The sequence below is a fragment of the Streptomyces sp. Z26 genome (assembly GCF_003665095.1).
Taxonomy (GTDB): Bacteria; Actinomycetota; Actinomycetes; order Streptomycetales; family Streptomycetaceae; genus Streptomyces; species Streptomyces phytohabitans.
The window spans coordinates 1,453,347-1,472,661 of the sequence record NZ_RCHV01000002.1; the positions used below are offsets into that span (position 1 = coordinate 1,453,347).

17 protein-coding genes, 2 pseudogenes and 1 riboswitch are annotated in these 19,315 nt (G+C 75.0%); of the genes and pseudogenes, 8 read left to right on the forward strand and 11 right to left on the reverse strand.

Going from position 1 to position 19,315, the window contains the following annotated elements; all coding sequences use genetic code 11:
* The first annotated feature begins 52 nt into the window (after nt 1-52).
* A complete protein-coding gene (locus D7M15_RS06370; RefSeq protein ID WP_276314438.1) occupies nt 53-688 on the forward strand; it encodes a bifunctional 4-hydroxy-2-oxoglutarate aldolase/2-dehydro-3-deoxy-phosphogluconate aldolase in 636 nt (211 codons plus the stop codon).
* A 160-nt stretch (nt 689-848) separates the two neighbouring features.
* Here the strand turns inward: D7M15_RS06370 and D7M15_RS06375 are convergent, their stop codons facing one another.
* From D7M15_RS06375 to D7M15_RS06385, 3 genes are read right to left on the reverse strand one after another with little or no spacing between them, the layout of a single operon-like run.
* A complete protein-coding gene (locus D7M15_RS06375) occupies nt 849-2,051 on the reverse strand; it encodes a bifunctional RNase H/acid phosphatase (RefSeq protein WP_121516598.1) in 1,203 nt (400 codons plus the stop codon).
* Complete coding sequence (locus tag D7M15_RS06380) at nt 2,051-2,794, reverse strand: C4-type zinc ribbon domain-containing protein (protein WP_206337457.1); 744 nt, start codon at nt 2,792-2,794, stop codon at nt 2,051-2,053. The genes D7M15_RS06375 and D7M15_RS06380 overlap by 1 nt, the downstream gene beginning before the upstream one ends.
* Nucleotides 2,791-3,654, reverse strand: coding sequence for a Nif3-like dinuclear metal center hexameric protein (locus D7M15_RS06385; RefSeq protein ID WP_121516600.1), 864 nt, complete (start codon nt 3,652-3,654; stop codon nt 2,791-2,793). Before D7M15_RS06385 ends, D7M15_RS06380 begins: the two co-directional genes overlap by 4 nt.
* Before the next feature lie 357 nt (nt 3,655-4,011).
* Between D7M15_RS06385 and D7M15_RS06390 the strand changes: the two are divergent.
* Nucleotides 4,012-5,079: pseudogene (locus D7M15_RS06390) on the forward strand (hypothetical protein); the annotation flags it as partial.
* A 1,000-nt stretch (nt 5,080-6,079) separates the two neighbouring features.
* Complete coding sequence (locus D7M15_RS06400) at nt 6,080-6,529, forward strand: protein-tyrosine phosphatase family protein (RefSeq protein WP_121516603.1); 450 nt, start codon at nt 6,080-6,082, stop codon at nt 6,527-6,529.
* A 77-nt stretch (nt 6,530-6,606) separates the two neighbouring features.
* Here D7M15_RS06400 and D7M15_RS06405 read toward each other — a convergent pair whose 3' ends face one another.
* The 5 genes from D7M15_RS06405 to D7M15_RS06425 form a co-directional block, all read right to left on the reverse strand.
* Nucleotides 6,607-8,073: an MFS transporter gene (locus tag D7M15_RS06405; protein ID WP_121520321.1), complete on the reverse strand. Its 1,467-nt coding sequence runs from the start codon at nt 8,071-8,073 to the stop codon at nt 6,607-6,609.
* Between the two features lie 72 nt (nt 8,074-8,145).
* A complete protein-coding gene (locus D7M15_RS06410; RefSeq protein WP_121516604.1) occupies nt 8,146-8,805 on the reverse strand; it encodes a TetR/AcrR family transcriptional regulator in 660 nt (219 codons plus the stop codon).
* Between the two features lie 26 nt (nt 8,806-8,831).
* Complete coding sequence (locus tag D7M15_RS06415; protein ID WP_121516605.1) at nt 8,832-9,989, reverse strand: ring-hydroxylating oxygenase subunit alpha; 1,158 nt, start codon at nt 9,987-9,989, stop codon at nt 8,832-8,834.
* Between the two features lie 31 nt (nt 9,990-10,020).
* A complete protein-coding gene (locus D7M15_RS06420; protein ID WP_121516606.1) occupies nt 10,021-10,806 on the reverse strand; it encodes a cytochrome b/b6 domain-containing protein in 786 nt (261 codons plus the stop codon).
* Complete coding sequence (locus tag D7M15_RS06425; protein ID WP_240649157.1) at nt 10,787-11,545, reverse strand: molybdopterin-dependent oxidoreductase; 759 nt, start codon at nt 11,543-11,545, stop codon at nt 10,787-10,789. Before D7M15_RS06425 ends, D7M15_RS06420 begins: the two co-directional genes overlap by 20 nt.
* Nucleotides 11,546-11,658: 113 nt before the next feature.
* Here D7M15_RS06425 and D7M15_RS29505 point away from each other — a divergent pair.
* The 5 genes and pseudogenes from D7M15_RS29505 to D7M15_RS06450 form a co-directional block, all read left to right on the forward strand.
* A pseudogene (locus D7M15_RS29505) lies at nt 11,659-11,751 on the forward strand (GntR family transcriptional regulator); the annotation flags it as partial.
* Between the two features lie 146 nt (nt 11,752-11,897).
* Nucleotides 11,898-12,548 carry a class I SAM-dependent methyltransferase gene (locus tag D7M15_RS06435; RefSeq protein ID WP_121516608.1) on the forward strand — a complete coding sequence of 217 codons (651 nt, stop codon included), beginning with the start codon at nt 11,898-11,900 and terminating at the stop codon, nt 12,546-12,548.
* 66 nt (nt 12,549-12,614) lie between these two features.
* Entirely contained in the window at nt 12,615-13,505 is an 891-nt protein-coding gene (locus D7M15_RS06440; protein WP_121520323.1) for an N-acetylmuramoyl-L-alanine amidase, read from the forward strand.
* A gap of 294 nt (nt 13,506-13,799) precedes the next feature.
* Entirely contained in the window at nt 13,800-14,711 is a 912-nt protein-coding gene (locus D7M15_RS06445; protein WP_121516609.1) for a hypothetical protein, read from the forward strand.
* Between the two features lie 190 nt (nt 14,712-14,901).
* Nucleotides 14,902-15,198 carry a hypothetical protein gene (locus D7M15_RS06450; RefSeq protein WP_121520325.1) on the forward strand — a complete coding sequence of 99 codons (297 nt, stop codon included), beginning with the start codon at nt 14,902-14,904 and terminating at the stop codon, nt 15,196-15,198.
* 147 nt (nt 15,199-15,345) lie between these two features.
* Here the strand turns inward: D7M15_RS06450 and D7M15_RS06455 are convergent, their stop codons facing one another.
* The 3 genes from D7M15_RS06455 to D7M15_RS06465 form a co-directional block, all read right to left on the reverse strand.
* Nucleotides 15,346-16,413 (reverse strand): prenyltransferase/squalene oxidase repeat-containing protein, encoded by a 1,068-nt coding sequence (locus D7M15_RS06455; RefSeq protein WP_121516610.1) that lies wholly within the window; start codon nt 16,411-16,413, stop codon nt 15,346-15,348.
* Nucleotides 16,410-17,201: a class I SAM-dependent methyltransferase gene (locus D7M15_RS06460; protein ID WP_121516611.1), complete on the reverse strand. Its 792-nt coding sequence runs from the start codon at nt 17,199-17,201 to the stop codon at nt 16,410-16,412. Before D7M15_RS06460 ends, D7M15_RS06455 begins: the two co-directional genes overlap by 4 nt.
* Nucleotides 17,202-17,300: 99 nt before the next feature.
* Nucleotides 17,301-18,635: a glycosyltransferase family 4 protein gene (locus D7M15_RS06465; RefSeq protein WP_121520327.1), complete on the reverse strand. Its 1,335-nt coding sequence runs from the start codon at nt 18,633-18,635 to the stop codon at nt 17,301-17,303.
* 523 nt (nt 18,636-19,158) lie between these two features.
* A riboswitch (cobalamin riboswitch) is annotated at nt 19,159-19,208 on the forward strand.
* Nucleotides 19,209-19,315 lie beyond the last annotated feature (107 nt).

Below are 19,315 nucleotides of genomic sequence, written 5' to 3' on the forward strand. Positions count from 1 at the left end.
GCGCAGGCGGCGGGCGTTGCGCGGAGCACGGCACGACGGCAGGATGTGCCGCATGAGCGCCCCGCCGTCCTTGCTGGACCTCGCCCCCGTGATCCCCGTGGTCGTCCTCGACGACGCAGCCGACGCGGTGCCCCTCGCCCGCGCCCTCGTGGCGGGCGGACTGCCCGCGATCGAGGTGACGCTGCGCACCGAGGCGGCACTCGACTCGATCCGCGCCATCAACGAGGAGGTGCCCGACGCCCTGGTCGGCGCGGGCACCGTACGCGCCCCGGAACAGGTGCGGAAGGCCATGGCGGCGGGGGCGCGGTTCCTCGTCAGCCCCGGCAGCACCGTACGGATACTGGACACCATGCAGGCGTCCGGGCTGCCGTTCCTGCCCGGTGTCTCCACCGTGTCCGAGACGCTCGCGCTGCTCGAACGGGGCATCGCGGAGCTGAAGTTCTTCCCGGCGGAGGCCGCCGGAGGGGCGCCGTTCCTGAAGGCGATGGCCGGGCCGCTGCCGCAGGCGCGGTTCTGCCCGACGGGCGGGATCTCCCCGTCGATCGCGCCGGAGTACCTGGAGCTGTCCAACGTGGGCTGTGTCGGCGGCTCCTGGATGATCCCGCCGGACGCGCTGGCGGAGAAGGACTGGGAGCGGGTGACCCGCCTCGCCGAGGAGGCGGCGTCGCTGGGCCTGGGCCTGGACTGACGGCCCGACCCGGGCCCCCCGGGGCGGGCCGCGCCCCGACCCGGGCCGCGCACCTCCCGACCCGGGCCCGGCAGCTCACCGGCCGCCGTGCCGCGGCGGCCGTCCCTCCGAACACCGCCGCTCCGGCGGCCGCCACGACTCCGCCACGGGCCGCCCGCGCTCAGCGCAGGTGGCCCGTGTCGTTGAGCAGGCGGAGGGAGGCGTTCCCGTCCGCGTAGTAGGCGACCGCGGAGAACGACGCGGCGGACAGCTCCATGCGGAACAGCGACTCCGGCGGGGCGTCCAGCGCCAGCCGGACGAGCGTCTTGACCGGCGTCACGTGCGTGACGAGCAGCACCGTACGGCTCGGGTAGCGGGCGAGCAGCTTGTCCCGTGACAGCGCGACGCGGCGCGCGACGGCCGTGAAGCTCTCACCGCCGCCGGTCGGTTCGGCCTCCGGCGAGGACAGCCAGGCCGCGAGGTCGTCCGCGTACCGCTCCCGTACCTCCGCGAACGTCAGCCCCTCCCAGGCGCCGAAGTCCGTCTCCCGCAGCCCCTCGTCCGTACGCACGTCCAGGCCGAGGCGTGCCGCCACGGCGTCCGCCGTCTCGCGGCAGCGGCGCAGCGGCGAGCTGACGACGGCCTGCACGGTGCCGCGCGCGGCGAGCGCCGCGGCGGCGGCCTCGGCCTGGCGGCGGCCGGTGGCGGACAGCTCGGGGTCGGCGCCGCCGCTGCCCGAGAAGCGCTTCTCGGGCGTGAGCGCGGTCTCGCCGTGCCGGAGCAGCACGAAGGTGGTGGGCGGGCCGAGGTCGGGGCCCCAACCGGCGGGCGGCGCGGCCGACTTGGCCGGTACGTCGACGGGTGCGTCGGCCACGTGCACGTCGGCGGCGGACGCCGGTGCGGCTCCCCCGGCACGCGTGTCCAGTTCGGCCGTGGACCGGCTCGGCGTCCACTGCTCGCCGCGCTTGCCCGCGTCCATGGCCTCGTTGGCCAGCCGGTCCGCGTGCTTGTTCTTCTCGCGCGGGATCCACTCGTAGGCGACCGCGTCGCGCGGGTAGACGGCGCCCGCCTCCGCCGCCAGCGGCCGCATGTCCGGGTGCTTGATCTTCCAGCGGCCCGACATCTGCTCGACGACGAGCTTCGAGTCCATCCGCACCCGTACGGCCGCCCCCGGGTCCAGCGCGTACGCCGCCCGCAGTCCGGCCACCAGGCCGCGGTACTCCGCGACGTTGTTCGTGGCCCGCCCGATGAACTCGGCGGCCTCCGCGAGCGTTTCTCCCGTGGCGGCGTCCAGCACCACGGCGCCGTAGCCCGCCGGGCCCGGGTTGCCGCGCGAGCCGCCGTCCGCCTCGACGACGAAGCGGCGGCGCTCCGCCCCGGCCATCAGAGGCCGGACTCGGGCGTACGGACCAGGATGCGGCGGCAGTTCTCGCACCGCACCACGGTGTCGGCGGCGGCGCTCCGCACGTCGTTCAGCTCGGTGATGTTCAGCTCCAGGCGGCAGCCCTCGCAGCGCCGCTGGAACAGCTTGGCCGCGCCGACGCCGCCCTGCTGCCCGCGGATCTTCTCGTACAGCTTCAGCAGGTCGTCGGGGAGCGCGCCCGCCACGACGTCGCGCTCCTTGCCCGCCACGCGCGCCTCGTGGTCGATGGCCTCCAGCGCGAGGTCGCGGCGGCCCTCGGCCTCGGTGACGCGCTGGCCCACCGAGCCGACGCGCTCGGTCAGTTCGGCGGCGCGCTCCTGCGCGGACTCGCGGCGCTCCATGACCTCCAGGACGACGTCCTCCAGGTCGCCCTGGCGCTTGGCGAGCGAGGTGATCTCGCTCTGGAGGCTCGCCAGGTCCTTGGGGTTGGTGACCGCGCCGGAGTCCAGCCGCTGCTGGTCGCGTACGGCGCGCTGGCGCACCTGGTCCACGTCCTGCTCGGCCTTGGTCTGCTCGCGGGCGGTGTCGCTCTCCTCGGTCTGCGCGGCGACCAGCAGGTCCCGCAGCTGGCCGAGGTCGGCCTCCAGCGTCTGGATCTCCTCGTGCTCGGGCAGGCTGCGGCGCTTGTGCGCGAGCTGCGAGAGACGCGTGTCGAGATCCTGTACTTCGAGGAGGCGGATCTGGTCGGCGGGCGCGGCGTTCAGTTGGGGGCTCCAGTGGTGTGCGGTTCGGCTGTGGCGGACGGCGCCGCGTGGGCGGTCCAGGGATCGGTGACCGTACGGGAGACGTGCGTGCGCAGGCCCCATCCGTTCCGGTCGGAGAGCGCGTCCAGCTGCGCCGCCGCCTGCTCGCACCACGGCCACTCGGTGGCGAAGTGGGCGGCGTCGACGAGCGCCAGCGGGGAGTGTTCGCGTGCCTCGGAGGCGGGGTGGTGCCGCAGGTCGGCGGTGACGTACGCGTCGACGTCGGCGGCCCGCACCTCCGCGAAGAGACCGTCGCCGGACCCTCCGCAGACCGCGACGCGACGGACCGTCCCGTCCGGGTCCCCGGCCGTACGGACACCCTGCGCGGTGGCGGGCAGCGCGGCGGCGACCGTACGCGCGAACTCCGCGAGCGGTACGGGCCGGTCGAGTTCGCCGATCCGGCCGAGGCCGCGGCGGCCCGCCGGGTCGTCCGGGTCGGGCACGAGCGGGCCCAGCACGCGGAGGCCGAGCGCGCCCGCGAGGGCGTCAGAGACGCCGGGGTCGGCGCGGTCGGCGTTGGTGTGGGCGACGTGCAGGGCGACGCCGTTCCTGATCAGGGTGTGCACGACGCGGCCCTTGAAGGTCCCGGCGGACACGGTCGTCGTGCCGCGCAGGTAGAGCGGGTGGTGCGTGACGAGGAGCTGGGCGCCGAGGGCGACCGCCTCGTCCGCGACGCGCCGCACCGGGTCGACGGCGAAGAGGACGGTGGTGACCTCCGCGTCCGGGTCACCGCAGACCGTACCGACGGCGTCCCACTGCTCGGCGCGTCCGGGGGGCCAGAGGTCTTCCAGCGCGCTGATGACTTCGGAGAGTGCGGGCACGGGTGAAAGGCTACCTGCCGACCGCGGCCGCACGTCGAGGCGTCGGGCGGGAGCGGACGGTACGGGTCCCGGCGGGAGCGCGGTGGGGGCGCGGTGGGGGCGCGGTGGGGGCGGACGCGCCCGCGCGCGCTCGTACGTCCACCGCGCCGCGGCTCACCGCACCGCGCCCACCAGCGGGTTGACCGTACGGAACGGGGCGCGCGCCCGGCGGGCGTACGGACGGCGCGCGGACAGCACAGGGACACCCTCCGGTGCAGGCGAACCGTTACCGCGCCATCCGTACGTGTGAAGGCCCTCAACTCACGTTGTTCGGGCGGAAGTACGACCCCTAGCGTCGTCGCTGGAGGTGATCGCGTCATGACTGTCTGTGCAAACGAGATGACCGCAGTCGACCGCGGTGACGGCGACGGTGGCAACGGCGGGGGCAAGGGGGGCGACGGCGACCGGGCCGGGGGGCGCGCGGGGTGCGTGCTCTCGGCGGACGGGGCGTACGCCGCGCGGCTCGCGCTGGCGCCCGGGACGGCGCACGACTGGTACCCCGAGCGCTGGACGCTCGACAGCCCGGAGCCGTACGCCGTGCCGCTCCCCGGCAACCGCCCCGAGCACCCCACGACACAGATGCTGCCGCTGGCCGACGGGCGCGTGCTCGTCGCGCGCCGGGTCGAGCGCGCGCACCAGCTCGCGCTCCTCTACCCCACCGGCCCCGGCACCGGCGAGACGCCGCTCGGCGTCATCGACTCGGCCCGGCTCACGCTGCTGCCGCCCGCGCCGGGCGGGCGCCTCGCGTACGCCCTCGTGCCCGGCGCGCACTCCAGCACCGTCTGGCTGGTGGCGGGCGGCCCGTACGGACCGCAGCAGGTCGCGTCCGTCCAGGGCCGCTGTTCCGGCGGCGGCTGGCTGGACCGGGACGGGCGGCTGCTGGTGCTCGACCGGGCCGAGCGGGCGCGGGACTCGCGGACGACGACCAAGTCCGTCGTGGTCGACCTCGGCCGGGGCGGCGAGACCTCGCCCCTCCTCCAGATCACCGAACGGAGCGACGACCGGCTGCTGCTGGCGGACCCGGACAGCGGCCTGCTGCTCGTACGGTCCGACGCGCCGTCGCCCGGCGAGGCCCGGCTCGGCTGGGGCGTCTCCGGCAGCCACCGGCCGATGCGCTTCCCCCTGGCGCTGCGCCCGGCGGGCGTACGGCTGACCCCCTTCGCCGTACAGCCCGGCCAGCCGCTCGAACCGGAGAACTGCGCGGTGGCGCTCCGCGCCGACGGGCCCAACGGCACCTGGATCGCGCTGTGGCGGCCGGGGAACCGGCTGCTGCGGCACATCGCGGCACCGGACGGCTGGCTGACGGGCACCGGCACCTGGACGGCGGACGGGGAGCTGCGACTGCCGTACGTGACGGCGCAGGCGACGTGCGGGGTGGCGCGCGTACGGGCCGACGGGCTCGAAGAGGGCGGCGGGGCCGCCGAGTTGACGGCGGGGCCGGGCGCCGGGGGCGGGCCCGTGGCGGTGACCGTGGCGGGTACGGGTACGGGTACGGGTACGGGTACGGGCGCGGGTGCGACGGGCGGCGGCGCGGCGGGCGCGGGTGCCGCGCTGGAGGTGAGCGCGACCGGCCAGGCGGCGCGTCCCCCGGGAGCCGGGCGCTTCCGTACGGTCGTGGTGGCGCGGCGGACCGGCTCCTGGCGCCCGGAGTCCCTGCCCGGACCGCCGGAGAGCACGGTGACGCTGGGCCTGGTGACCACCCTGGCGGTGGGGGACGCGGGCGGTGCCGGAGACACGGCGGCACCCGCGCCGCGTACGGGCACGGGCGGCGGCACGGGCGCGTGGCCCGGCGTGGGCCCCGGCGCGCACGCGGGCGCGGAGTACGCGGCGGGCGCCACCGGAGCGCATGCCTGGGACACCCCGCCGGGCGGCACCCCCCGCCCCGTGCACCTGCGCCACGCGCCGATCACCCGCGGCTGACCGGCCCGGCCCCGGACGCCCGACAGCCGCCCGCCCCCGCCCACGGGCCGGGCCGACGCCCCTCTTAGAATTCGGAGTGAGCGTCACTTCGCACTGACGCACGGGGGGAGGACCGGCACACCCGCCTTCGGGCCGGGTGGCGACCGGCCGACCGGCCATGCGCACGCGCGGGACGCAGCGACAGAGCCACCGTCACGGAGTCACCTCGTATGTCCGACGCCGCAGAACACACACCCGGGCCGCACGGCCCCTCGTCCGGAGACGCCTCGGGACACGGCAGGCACCGCGGGCCGAAGGAGGCGGGGGACACGTCCCCCTCGGCCTCCCCCGGCCACGGCCGCCACCGCCGCCCGAGCGAGCAACAGCTCCTCGACCGTCCGGAGAGCTGACCGCGAGACCGCGGGACGGGTCGCGGACAGGTCGCGGAACGCGTACGCGCGGCAGCCGCCGTCGTTACGCTCACCGCATGACCACGTCACCGTCCACCCACTGGGAACCGGCCGGGGCAGGCGTACTGCGCCTGCCCTCGGGCCGTCTCGTACGCGGCCGGGGGCTGCGCCGCCCGCCCCCGCCCGGCCCGGCGCCGGACTTCGCGCTGCACCTGCTGGGCCGCGCCCCGGCCGCCGTCGACTGGGAGTCGCGCTGGGTCCGCTGGCCGGACTTCCGGCTGCCCGCCGAACGGGCCGCCGCGCACGCGGCGTTGACCGAGGCGTGGGAACGCGCCGCCACCGAGCGCGTCGAGATCGCGTGCGGCGGCGGGATCGGGCGTACCGGCACCGCGCTGGCCTGCCTCGCCGTCCTGGACGGCGTCCCGAACGGCGACGCCGTCGCGTACGTACGCGCGCACTACGCCCGCCGCGCCGTCGAGACCCCCTGGCAGCGCCGCTACGTCACCCGCTTCCCCGCGCGGGGCTAGAAAGGGCGCCGTGCGTACGGCCGTGGCACCCCCGCCCGTACGTCGCCCGGTTCAGGCGCCGGGTTCAGGCGCCCGGTTCAGGCGTCGGCGTCCGTGCGCGGCAGCGTGAGGAGCATCATCAGCGCGCTGCCCAGCAGGATGCACGTGCTGGTCTGGAAGGCCGCGCCGTAGCCCTCCGCCTGGCTCGCCGGTCCGTGGTCGTCACCGATGCGCGTGGCGGCGACCGTCGAGAGCACCGCCAGGCCGAGGGCGCCGCCCATGGTGCGGGAGGTGTTGACCAGCCCGGAGACGAGCCCCTGGTCGCCCGCCGCCGCGCCGCTCGTGGCCACCGACGCGAGCGGGGTGGCGGCGAGCCCGGCGCCGAGCGCCATGAGCACGCCCGGCCCGAGGACGGTGTCCACGTAGCCGCCGCCCGCGTGCATGCCGCTCTGCCACAGGCAGCCGACGCTGCCCAGGCTCGCGCCGATGATCGCCAGGCGGCGGGCGCCGACGCGCTGCATGAGACGGGGTGCGAGCTTCGAGCCGAGCACGATGCTGAGGGACTGCGGTACGAAGCCGAGGCCGGTCTCGATGGGTGTGTAGCCGAGGACGTTCTGCATGTAGAGCGACATGAAGTACCACATCGAGAACTGTGCGGCGCCGTTCGCGAACATCGCCGCGTTCGCGGCCGACACCGACCGCAGCCGGAACAGCTTCAGCGGCACCAGCGGCTGCCGCGACCGGGCCTCCACCGCGACGAAGCCCGCGAGCAGCAGCAGGCCGCCCACGAGCGGGACGAGGGCGCGCGCCGACGTCCAGCCGTACGACTCCGTGGTGACGATGCCGTACGCCAACGCCCCGAGCCCCGTGGTCACCAGCAGCGCGCCCGGCACGTCGAGCCGCCTGCCCACGGCGCCACGGCTCTCCGCCAGCCACAGCGCGGCGGCGACGAGGACGACGGCGCCGACCGGCACGTTGATCAGCAGCACCCAGCGCCACGACAGCCCGTCCGTCAGCACCCCGCCGACGAGCCCGCCCGCCGCGCCGCCGCCCGCGCCGACGGCGGTCCAGGTGCCTATGGCGCGCGTACGGGCCGGACCGTCCGGGAAGCTGGTGGTGAGGATGGTCAGCGTGGCCGGGGCCAGCACGGCCGCGCCCATGCCCTGCACCGCGCGGGCGGCGACCAGCTGCCAGCCCTCCTGCGCGAGTCCGCCGCCGAGGCTGGCCGCGACGAACAGGCCCAGACCGACCAGGAACATCCGCTTCCGGCCGAAGAGGTCGCCCGCCCGGCCGCCGAGCAGCATGAAACCGGCGAAAGTGAGCGTGTACGCGTTCAGCACCCACTGGAGTCCCACCGCGCTCAGTCCCAGGTCCGTACGCATCGACGGCAGCGCGACGTTCACCACCGACACGTCCAGCACGACGAGGAACTGCCCGGCGCACGCCGCCAGCACGACGGCCCAGAGGCGGGGAGGGGAGGCGGGCGCGGGGCGGTCGGGGCGGTCGGGGCGGTCGGGGCGGGAGACGCCGGGCACGGAGCCGGAGACGGGAGGGGGCTGGGCCATGGCCGCCATGCTGCCACCCGCACCCGCGACGGCACACCGGGATATCCGCCGGTCCGCGCCGGTCCGTCGGTCCTAGGACCGGGGAACCGGGGCGGGCCGGGGGACGGCCTCGGCGAAGGCGATCTCCTCGCAGCGCGCCACGCTCCGCCGGATCGACGCGTGGTCGAGGCCGAGCAGCGCCGTGAGCCATACGCCGTTCTGTACGACGTCGATGTCGGCCGCCCGCCGGTCCGCCTCCGCGCGGGGCAGGTCGGGGCGGGCGGCGCGGATGAGGGCGGCGAGGGCCGTACGGTAGCGGCGCTGGGCGGTGGTGTTGATCTCCTCGAAGTCCGGGTGCGCCTGGGCGAGGGACCACAGCTGGAGCCGCAGCGACAGGTACTCGGTGGTGAGGAAGCCCGGGTCCGCGACCCTGCGGAGCGCCGTCCGGAGGTTGTCGTCCGGGTGCCCGGCCGGGTCCGGCGCGACCATGGCCATGTCTTCGGCCTCGATACGGCGGAGGGCGGCGCCGATGAGGGCGGACTTGGTGTCGTAGTAGTAGTTGACCAGCCCGAGCGCCACACCCGCCTCGCGCGCCACGGCGCGCATGCTGACGCCCGCGATGCCGTGCCGGGCGAGGAGTACGAGGACGGCGTCGAGGATCCGCCGCTCCTTGCTGTCCCCGCCCGTGCCGTCCCCGCTGTCCCCGCGGTCCGTGCCGTCCCCGGGGGTGCCGCCGCCCGTACGTTCGCCCATCCGCCGGAGCCTAGGCGATGTCCGGCCTAAGCGATGCCCGTACGCTCCCCGCCCTCCGCCCACGCGCGGTACGCGTCGAGGACGAGGCCGTGGAAGTGGTGCACGCCGTGCTCGGACAGCCCCGACGCCTCGCCCTGGACAATGCGGCCCTGGTCGAACGCCGGTGTGGCCATGCCCCGTTGGACGCTCTCGACCAGCGCGATGTCCTGCACCTGGAGCACCTCGTCGATGTAGCGCACCGACTCCTGCTCCGCCGCGTCGAGTTCGGTGCTCTCCAGGAAGAAGTCCCAGGTTTCCAGGGTGCGTTCGGGTCCGTCCGGGAGCACCTGGAAGACCATGAAGTTGCCGCGTCCCGGATAGCGCAGGAGACAGGTGTTGGGCCAGAGCCACCACACGGCGTGCTCGTTGACCGTGGCGCCGGACACGTCGTACGCGGTGTTCTCCCGCTTGCCCGCCTCCGCGAAGTGGCTGGACCAGATGCCGTGGGTGCGCACCTCGTACGTCGCCATGTCGACGAGGGAGACGAACTCCCGGTGCGCGACGTGGCAGTGGTAGCACTCCAGGAAGTTGTCGATGACTTTCTTCCAGTTGGTCCGCACGTCGTACGTCAGCCTCTTCGCGTGCGTGAGCCGGTCCACGTCCGGGGCCCAGCGGGCGATCTCGGCGGCGAGGTCCGGGGCCTGCTCGGCCAGCGGGCGGGCGGCGGGGTCGAGGTTCACGTAGACGAAGCCGCCGAACTCCTCGACCCGGACGCCGTCCAGGCAGATCCGCGTCCGGTCGAAGGTCTCCATCCGGTCGGTCCTGCGCGCGCCGATCAGCGCGCCCTCGAGGTCGTACACCCAGGCGTGGTACGGGCAGACGATGGTGCGCGTGGTGCCCGTACCGGAGAGCAGTTCGTGCGCCCGGTGCTTGCACACGTTGTAGAAGGCGCGCAGGGTGCCCTCCCGGCCGCGTACGACGGCCACGGGCATGCCGGCGACGGTCGCGGACACGTAACTGCCCGGCCGCGCCAGCTTCTCGACGTGGCAGACCCACTGCCAGGTGCGGCCGAAGATCGCCGTGAGGTCGGCGTCGTGCCACTTCTGCTCGGTGTACGCCATGGAGCGGAGGGACAGGGAGCGCGCCGGGTCGGCGTCGTAGCCGGAGGCGACAGCGCGGACGTCGGCTGCGGTGACGGTGGCCATGGGGCCACGGTAGGGCGCGTTGGACGATCGTTCAATGGTGCGGTCGCGCGGACGCCTCCGCGTCCTGACCGTCCCGCCCACCGCTCTGTCCGCCGTTCTCTTCGGCGTCCGGGTCGAAGTCCTCCGACGGGGGCCGCCACAACGGGTGTTCGCGGCGGGCCCACGCGCGGGCGACCCGCCCCGTACGCATCCCGCGCCGCGACTCCGGGTCGTTCGCCGCCAGCCACACGTGCCCGACGAGCACCACGCCCACGGCGAGCGCCAGCCAGTCGTGCACGAACGTCGCAGCCGTACGCCACACCAGCGGCGCCGGACCCGTCGACCACATCAGCAGACCGGTGCCCGTCATCACCAGTACGGCGCCCGCGATCCACGCGGCCCACACCTTCTGCCCGGCGTTGAACTTGCCCGCCTCCCGGGCCCGTTGGCGCCCCCGCGCCAGCGCGGAGGCCAGCCAGGCCCGGTCGTGCGGCCCGAAGCGGTTGAGGAGCCGGAGGTCGGCCCGGAACGCGCGCGAGGCCAGCCCGCACAGGAACGGCACGGGCAGCAGCAGCCCCGACCACTCGTGCACGGTCACCAACAGGGCGCGTCGGCCGACGAGTTGGGCGAACTGCGGCAGATAGAGGCAGGCCGCGGTGGCCACGCAGACGCCCATCAGGACGGCGGTGGCCCAGTGCACGGCGCGCTCGCCCGGGGTGAAGCGCCGTACGTCGCGCGGGAGTTCGCCGTGCGGGCCGCGAGCGTCGTACGGAACATGGGCGCCGTGCGACACATGCGCGCCGTGCGCCGCGTGCGGTTCAGGCGACGGTGGGGGCATCGTCACGTCCGTTCGAGCGGCCGACCCAGGCGTCGACGTCGTAGCCGCGTTCCTCCCAGTACCCGCGCCGTACGCCGCGGGTGAGGGTGATCCCGGAGAGCCACTTCGCGGACTTGTAGAAGTACATCGGCGCGACGTAGAGCCGCGCGGGCCCGCCGTGGTCGTGCCCGAGCGGCTCGTCCCGCAGCTCCAGGGCGACCAACACGTCGGCGCGGCGGGCCTGTTCGAGGGTGAGGCTCTCGCTGTACGCGCCGTCGAAGCAGGTGAAGCGGACCGCCGTCGCCTCGCTCCGCACCCCCGCCGCGTCCAGCAGCCGCGACAGCCGTACGCCCGTGAACGGCGTCCCCGGCACCCGCCAGCCCGTCACGCACTGCACGTCCCGTACGAGCCGCGTCTGCGGCAGCGCGCGCAACTCCGCGAGGGAGTAGTCGGCGGGCCGTTCGACGAGGCCGTCGACGGTGAGGCGGTAGTCCTCCGGGCCCTTCTCCGGGACGGAGGAGACGACCGAGTAGTAGCGGAAGCCGCCGCCGTTCGGCAGCAGCCCGGTGAGCCCCGTGGGGTCCTTGCCCGCGACGGCGCCGAGGCCGCGCTCCATGCCGCGCTGGAGGTACGGGGCTGCCGCCAGCCCGGCGGCGCCCAGCGCGAGCGTGCCGAGCAGCACCCGTCGCCCGACGGGTGCGCCCTCGCCGTCGACGGCCCTGCCGAACGGCCCGCCGGAACCCTCATCCGTACTGTCCACCCCCTGATTCGAGCACCACCCCGCCCCCCGCGCCATCCCCTCCGCACCACCGTCAGACTTCCGTCACATCCCGGACAGCGGCCGTAGAACCACGGTGTCCGGAGCGGAGGCCGTCGGCGTTCGACGGCGCGGGGCGGGCGGTGGAGTTCAACGAGATGACGCTGGACGCCTCGGCGTACGTGCTGGAGTACGACTTCGACGCCTGAGCCGCCGCCCCCGACCACACACTCCCGCCCGGCCCCGGCGGTGGGCGGCGTGCGAGGGTGGGGGCGTCCCGGCGTACGGTGCCACGCCGCGGACGGGAACCACGTACCGCACCGCACCACGCCGAGAACGGAAGCCGGACCGCCGCATGCCTCAGTCACAGCCCGCCCCGCCGGTGCTCGCCGCGTTCGAGGCGGCGCCGGGGTTCATGCCCGTGGACGAGGGCCTGGCCCTGTACGCGGCCGCCGCCGACGCCGCCGGACGGCTGGGGCTGCCGCTGCTGGAGGTCGGCACGTACTGCGGGCGTTCGACGGTGCTCCTCGCGGACGCCGCGCGTACCGCCGGGGTGACGGCGCTGACCGTCGACCACCATCGCGGGAGCGAGGAGCAGCAGCCGGGCTGGGAGTACCACGACGCGTCGCTCGTCGACCCGGAGGTGGGCCGGATGGACACGCTGCCCACGTTCCGCCGTACGCTGCACGCCGCCGGGCTGGAGGAGTACGTCGTCGCGCTCGTCGGGCGGTCGCCACAGGTGGCGGCGGTGTGGGGCGGGCCGTTGGGGCTGGTGTTCGTCGACGGCGGGCACACCGACGAGCACGCCTCGGCCGACTACGCGGGCTGGGTGCCGCATCTGGCGGACGGTGGGCTGCTGGTGATCCACGACGTGTTCCCGGACCCGGCGGACGGCGGGCAGGCCCCGTACCGGATCTACCGGCGCGCGCTGGAGTCCGGCGCCTTCACCGAGGTCTCGGCCACCCGCTCGCTCCGCGTTCTGCGGCACAACCGCCCCGCCGCCTGAGCCGCGGCGCTACGATCGCGAACCGTGTCCTACCGAACCCCGTCCCGCCGTGGCGGGACCCTGGTGATCGTGCTCGCCTCGCTGGTGCCGCTGTGCTTCGCGGGCTGGCTCGTCTGGCAGTCGATGCGCGGGGACACCGAGGACGAGGGCTCGGGCTCGCCGCCGGTCAAGCCGGGCCCGTCCGCCTCGGGCACCGCGGGCCGGGACGGTGACGAGCAGGGCAGGCCCGGCGGGGAGGGCACGGGCGACGGGGACGACGCCGACGGCGGGGCGCGCGAGCCGCTCGCGGGCAGGACCGTCGTACTCGACCCCGGGCACAACCCGACCAACCGGAAGCACCCGACGGAGATCAACCGCCAGGTGGACATCGGCACCAACAAGAAGGAGTGCGACACCACCGGCACCGAGACCAACTCCGGTTACGCGGAGGCCGAGTTCACGCTCGACCTCGCCCGCCGCGTCCGTACGGAGCTGCGGGCGCGCGGCGCCACCGTACGGCTCACGCAGGACGGCGACCGCCCCTGGGGCCCGTGCGTCGACGAACGGGCGGAGATCGGGAACGAGGCGAAGGCGGACGCCGTCGTCTCCCTGCACGCGGACGGCGCCGCGCAGGGCGGGCACGGCTTCCACGTGATCGTTCCCGCGTCCGTACGGGCGGGCGGCGCGGACACGTCGGCGATCAGCGCGCCGTCGCGTCGGCTGGGGATCTCGCTGGCGGCGGCGTTCGACGAGGTGGAGGGGGCCCGCAGGTCCAACTACATCTCCGCCGAGGAGGGTTACGTGACGCGGGACGACCTCGGCGGACTCAACCTCAGCAAGGTGCCGAAGGTCTTCCTGGAGTGCGGGAACATGCGGGACGCGGGCGACGCCGGGCTGTTCACCGACGCCAAGTGGCGCGGGCGGGCGGCCGACGGGATCGCGCGCGGCATCGCGGACTTCCTCACCGGGAAGCGCTGACCGGCGGCGGTACGGAGGAGGAACGGTCCCCGGTTCGTCCGGGCACCAGTCCGCACCCGCCCGTGCGCGCCTGGCCGGAAACGGCCGGAACGACTCCGGAAACCACCGGCGCGAGCCCCACGGCACCGCGCCCACGGGGCGCCGGAGCACGCCCGTGCACACGGGCGCGGGGACAGGCACAGAACGGAAACGAAGCGGGCGGCCCGCCACATCAGGCCATAGTGTCGCCCGTACGATGGGGTTCTACCCCGGCAGACGGAAAAACGGACCATCAAGACCGACTAAGGACCCACGTTGAACATCCGCGCACTCACCCGAGGCGACGCAGCGATGATCGGAGCAGCCGTCCTGCTCCTCGTCGGCTCGTTCCTCGACTACTTCACCGCTGACATCCCCGACGGTGTGCCGGACGACCAGAAGCCGGACTTCCCCTCCCTGTGGGACATGGACGAGGTCGGAGTGGCCCTGACCTCGGTGACGATCCTCGGTATCGTCGCCGCCGCCCTGACGGTGATCGGGCGGTTCCTGCCGGAGGGCCGCCGGGTCGTGGGCCTCACCCTGCCGCAGCTGGGCCTGGGTCTCGCGCTGGCCACCGGCTGGAACGCGTTCACCATGCTGTTCACCAAGCCCGAAAGCCCCAGCGGTGGCCCGGACCTGGAGTTCGGCGCGGGTCTGCTGATCTCGGTGCTCGCGGGTCTCGCGCTCGCGGCCGTCGCGGTCCTGAACGAGATGCTGCCCGCGCTCAAGGCGCCCCTCGCCGGTGCCGCCGGTCCCCGCATGCCGGGTCCGTTCGGCGGCCAGCAGCCGCAGGGCGGCTACGGCTACCCGGGTCAGCCCCAGCCGTACGGCGGCCAGCCGGGCGCCCCGATGCCGTACGGCGGTCAGCCGGGCCAGCCGGGTCCGGGCCAGCCGCAGCCGGGTCAGCCCGGTCCGGGTCAGCCGCAGCCGGGTGCGCAGCAGCAGCCCGCGCAGCCGCAGCAGGCGCAGTCGGCGCCGGGTGGCGGCGGCGACTTCCAGCCGTTCTGGTTCGCGGTGCCGGTGGCGCGTCCGCTCTTCGCCGAGGACGGCTCGCCCAACCCGGTGGCCGAACTGGCCCCCGGCACCTGGTACCTGGCGGTCGAGCAGCGTGGCCAGGCCCTCGTCGCGCAGACGCAGGACGGGCGGCGCGGCGTCCTCCAGGACAGCTCCGGCATCCAGCGCGGCTGACGGACGGCGGGTCCCCGTCGGCGCCCGCCGGGCGCTTGACGGACGGAGACGTGGCACGGCGGCGGTCCCTCCCCCTCGGGAGGGGCCGCCGCCGTTCGCGTACGGGGTGGCGTACGGCCTCTGAGCAGCCAATACGCCTGCGATGCGGGAGAGTTGGTTTGCGTTCCCGGATACCGGTTATCCGATCGTTATGTCTGTCGCAGCGAGACGTTCCTCAGCCAACCAGATCGCCGTCGCGATACGCCTGGTCGCCGATGTGGCCGCGGGCATCATCGCCCTGTGGGTGCTCCTCTACCTACTGGACGCGAACCCCGACAACGATCTGGTCAGCGTCGTCCACGACGGGGCCCGCACCCTCGCCGCCTGGTCGTACGACCTCTTCGACATCTCGCGCGACTGGGTGCGCGTGGTGGTGAACTACGGCATCGCCGCGGTCACCTACCTCGTGCTCGGCCACCTGGTGGCCGCCCAGCTGAGCCGCAGATGACGACCCCGGGGCGGCTCTCGGCCGCCCCGCCACGCGCCCCATGATCGTCGGGCCGCGACGCACCGCGCGTCGCGGCCCGACGGTTGTCCGGGGCTCCGCGTGCGGCCCACGCAGGACCCGCCCACGGCCCGGGTACGCCGACTCCCGTCAGCAGCAGCGGGGTTCGAGACCGGAGGGCAGCGTCCCGCCGTCGAAGACCGCGGCCGTCGGCTTGTCGCCGCCCAGCGCCGCGACCGCCAGCAGCAGCGAACCCGCCGTCCAGGACGTCAGTTCGCGCGGCCAGACGGCGTCGTCCTCGAAGACGTAACCGGTCCAGTAGAGGCCGCCGTCCGCGCGGAGGTGCTGGATCGACCGGAGGATGTCGACGGCCCGGTCGTTGTCCCCCAACGCCCAGAGCGCCAGGGCCAGTTCGGCGCTCTCGCCGCCCGTCACCCAGGGGTTGGGGTCGACGCAGCGGACGCCGAGGCCGGGCACGACGAAGCGGTCCCAGCCCGCCGCGATGCGCTCCTCGGCGGCCGCGCCGCGCAGGGCGCCGCCGAGAATCGGGTAGTACCAGTCCATCGAGTAGCGGTTCTTGTCCAGGAAACGCTCGGGGTGCCGCCGTACGGCGTGCCCCAGCCAGCCCGCCGCCAACTCCCAGTCGGGCTGCGGCTCCCCGCGGTGCTCGGCGAGGGCGAGGGCGCAGCGCAGCGCCTGGTAGACGGAGGAGGAGCCGGTGAGCAGCGCGTCCCGTACGGGCGTGCCGTCCGCCTCGCGCTTCCAGCCGATCTGCCCGCCGGGCTGCTGGAGTTCGAGCACGTGCGTGACGGCGCGCGCGACGACGGGCCACATCCGTTCCGTGAACGCGTCGTCGCCGGTGGAGAGATGGTGGTGCCAGACGCCGACGGCCACGTACGCGCAGAAGTTGCTCTCGCGGGCCCGGTCGGTCGGCCGGTCGGCGTCCCCGTCGGCGTACGCGGCGTACCAGCCGCCGTCCGGCAGTTGGTGTTCCGCGAGCCAGCGGTACGCGGCCTCGGCGCGGGCGTGTTCGCCCGCGGCGTCCAGCGCCATGGCCGCCTCGACGTGGTCCCAGGGGTCGAGGTGGTGGCCGCGGAACCACGGGATGGCCCCGTCCGCACGCTGCACGCCCGCGATGGCCGCCACCGTCTCGGCGGCCTGCGCGGCGGTCAACACCCCGGGGAGTACGAGCCGTTCGGTGCGCCCGGGGCTCGTCACGCGCGCCCCAGCGGCGCGGCGGCGGCCGCGGGGTCCGGGGCGGCCTCGACGTCGGGCACGTCCGGCGCGTGCGGCTTGGTCGCGTACGCCACGAAGCTCTTGCCGATGAGCGGGTCCAGGGCCCGTTCCGCGACGCGGGTGGCGAGCGGCTTCTTCATGATGTCCCAGACGAGCAGCTTGTGGTACGCGCGCACCGGCAGCGCCGCCTCGTCGCCGTCCTTGTGCACGCCGAAGGCGCACTTCAGCCACCAGTACGGCGCGTGCAGCCCGTGCGCGTGGTGCGTGCCGTACGGGCGGAGGCCCGCCTCCCGCATCCTGCCGAGGAGTTCGTCGCCGCGGTAGATGCGGATGTGCCCGCCCTCGACCTCGTGGTACGCGTCGCTGAGCGCCCAGCAGACCTTCTCCGGGCCGTAGCGGGGGACGGTCACGGCGATCCGGCCGCCGGGGCGCAGCACCCGTACCATCTCGGCGAGCACGCCCTTGTCGTCCGGTATGTGCTCCATGACCTCGGAGATGATGACGACGTCGAAGCTGTCGTCGGGGAACGGCAGCGCGAGCGCGTCGCCCTCCATCGCCGTGGCGGTGGCGCCCGCCGGGGCCTCGCCCGCCTCCTTCATGGCCGCGAACCAGGTGGCGACCTCGCGGATCTCCTCGGCGTTCCGGTCGAGCGCGACGACGCGGGCGCCGCGCCGGTAGCACTCGAAGGCGTGCCGCCCGGCGCCGCATCCCAGGTCGAGTACGCGGTCGCCGGGCGCGAGCGGGAAGCGGGAGAAGTCGACGGTCAGCACGTGGTCTGCCTTTCGGGCGGGGGCGGTGCGGTGTGGCGGGTGGCGGTGGCGGATGGGCCGCTGCGGGCGGGGTCGGTACGGGCCGGGGGTGACGCGGCGTCAGCCGCCCGCGGTGGACGGGTCGTCGCGGAGGGCCGTGCGGGCGCCCGCTCCGGTGCCCGCTCCCCCGGCGGCCACGGCGGGCGCGTGGGTGCCGCGCGCGGCGGCGATCGCCGCGCGGTACCGCTCGACCGTGCCGCGCGCCGCGTGCTCCCAGGTGAAGCGGCCCAGCACGCGTTCCCGCCCGGCCGCGCCGAGCCGGGCGCGCAACTCCGGGTCCGCGAGGAGCCGTTCGAGCGCGGCGGCCAGCGGGCCCGCCTCGCCGGGCGGCACGGCGAGGCACGTCTCGCCGTCCGGGCCCGCCACCTCGGGGATCGCGCCGCCGGTGGTGGCCACGAGCGGGGTGCCGGTGGCCATGGCCTCGGCGGCGGGCAGCGAGAAGCCCTCGTACAGCGACGGCACGCACGCCACCTGCGCGCCGCGCACCAGGTCGGCCAGTTCGGCGTCGCTGACGCCCTTGACGAACTCGACGGCGTCGCCCAGCCCGTAGCGTTCCAGCGCGGTGGCGACGGGGCCCTCCGCGGGCCGCTTCCCGACGACGACGAGGTGGGCGTCGGGGCGTTCCGTACGGACCTTCGCGAGCGCCTCCACCAGGTGGACGAGGCCCTTGAGCGGTACGTCGGCGCTGGAGGTGGTGACGATCCGGCCGGGCACCTCGGGGACGGCCGGGTCGGGCGCGAACAGCCGTGTGTCGGCGCCGACATGGACGACGCTGATCCGGTCGGCGGGCACCCCGAGCTGCGCGCTGATCTCCCGCTGCGAGGACCCGGAGACGGTCAGCACCGACGGCAGTCGCCGGGCCACCCGCTTCTGCATGCGCGTGAAGCCGTACCAGCGGCGTACGGACGCGCGCCCGCGGCGGCTCCCGGCCGCGTCCAGCTCCAACCGCCGGTCCACGGTGACGGGATGGTGGATGGTGGTGACCAGCGGGGCGCCCGTACGGGAGGGCAGGCCCAACAGCCCGTAGCCCAGCGTCTGGTTGTCGTGGACGACGTCGAACTCGCCGTGCCGCGCGGCTAGATGGCGGCGGGCGCGCAGCGAGAACGTGAGGGGTTCGGGGAAGCCGCCCGTCCACATGGTGCCGACCTCCAGGAGGTCGATCCAGTCGCGGTACTCGCCGCGGCCCGGGGTGCGGAACGGGTCGGGCTGCCGGTAGAGGTCCAGGCTGGGCAGCTCGGTGAGGGTGACGCCGTCGTCGAGGACCGGGTACGGCTGGGCGCCGAACACCTCGACGTGGTGGCCGAGTCGGACGAGTTCGCGGGAGAGGTGGCGGACGTACACGCCCTGGCCACCGCAGAACGGGTTGCCCTTGTAGCTCAACAGCGCGATGCGCAGGGGCCGTTCACCACCGGAGCCGTAGCCGGTGCCGGGCCCGGTGCCGGGACCCGCGCCCGTACGCGTGCCGGTGGGCGCGGCCGGGCGGGTGCCGCCGTCGTCCGGTCCGGAAGCGGTGCCGTCGTCCGTGGGCGACGGCCCGTACGCTGCGTCCCGTACGGCCTCTGCGGTCACTCCCGGCCTCCTTCTGCACGGCGTGCTCGTGCACTGCGTATCGGCCGGAGCGCAGCCGTCCGCTTCGATCTGGACCAAATTCAGGATTGTGCCGATCCTGCCGTATCCACCGGTAAGAATCTACCGGCCGGTCACTTCGGCGGACGGGCCGGAGCAGGTGATTCCCGCCACCCGGCACGGCCCGGCGACCCTCTCGGGCCCCGTGCGCACAGGCCGGTACGGGCCTCCGTCCAGCCGCCGGATCGCTTCCGCCCGGCTACGGCATCCGGGTCCCGGTGCCGCCACCGGGCGCCAGGGGCGCGGCGGGCGCGCTCCCTTATGGTGGACGCGGAAGACTGCCCTCGGGCGGGGGAAGCCGGTGCGAATCCGGCGCTGACCCGCAACCGTGAACGGCGGACCGCACCGGTACGCGCCCAGCGCGCGCGGCGCGTACCGCCGAGCCGGAGCACCCGGCCGTGGGCCAGGCTCCCGGAGCCGTCGGCCGCAGCAGCGGGGCGGCGGCCCCG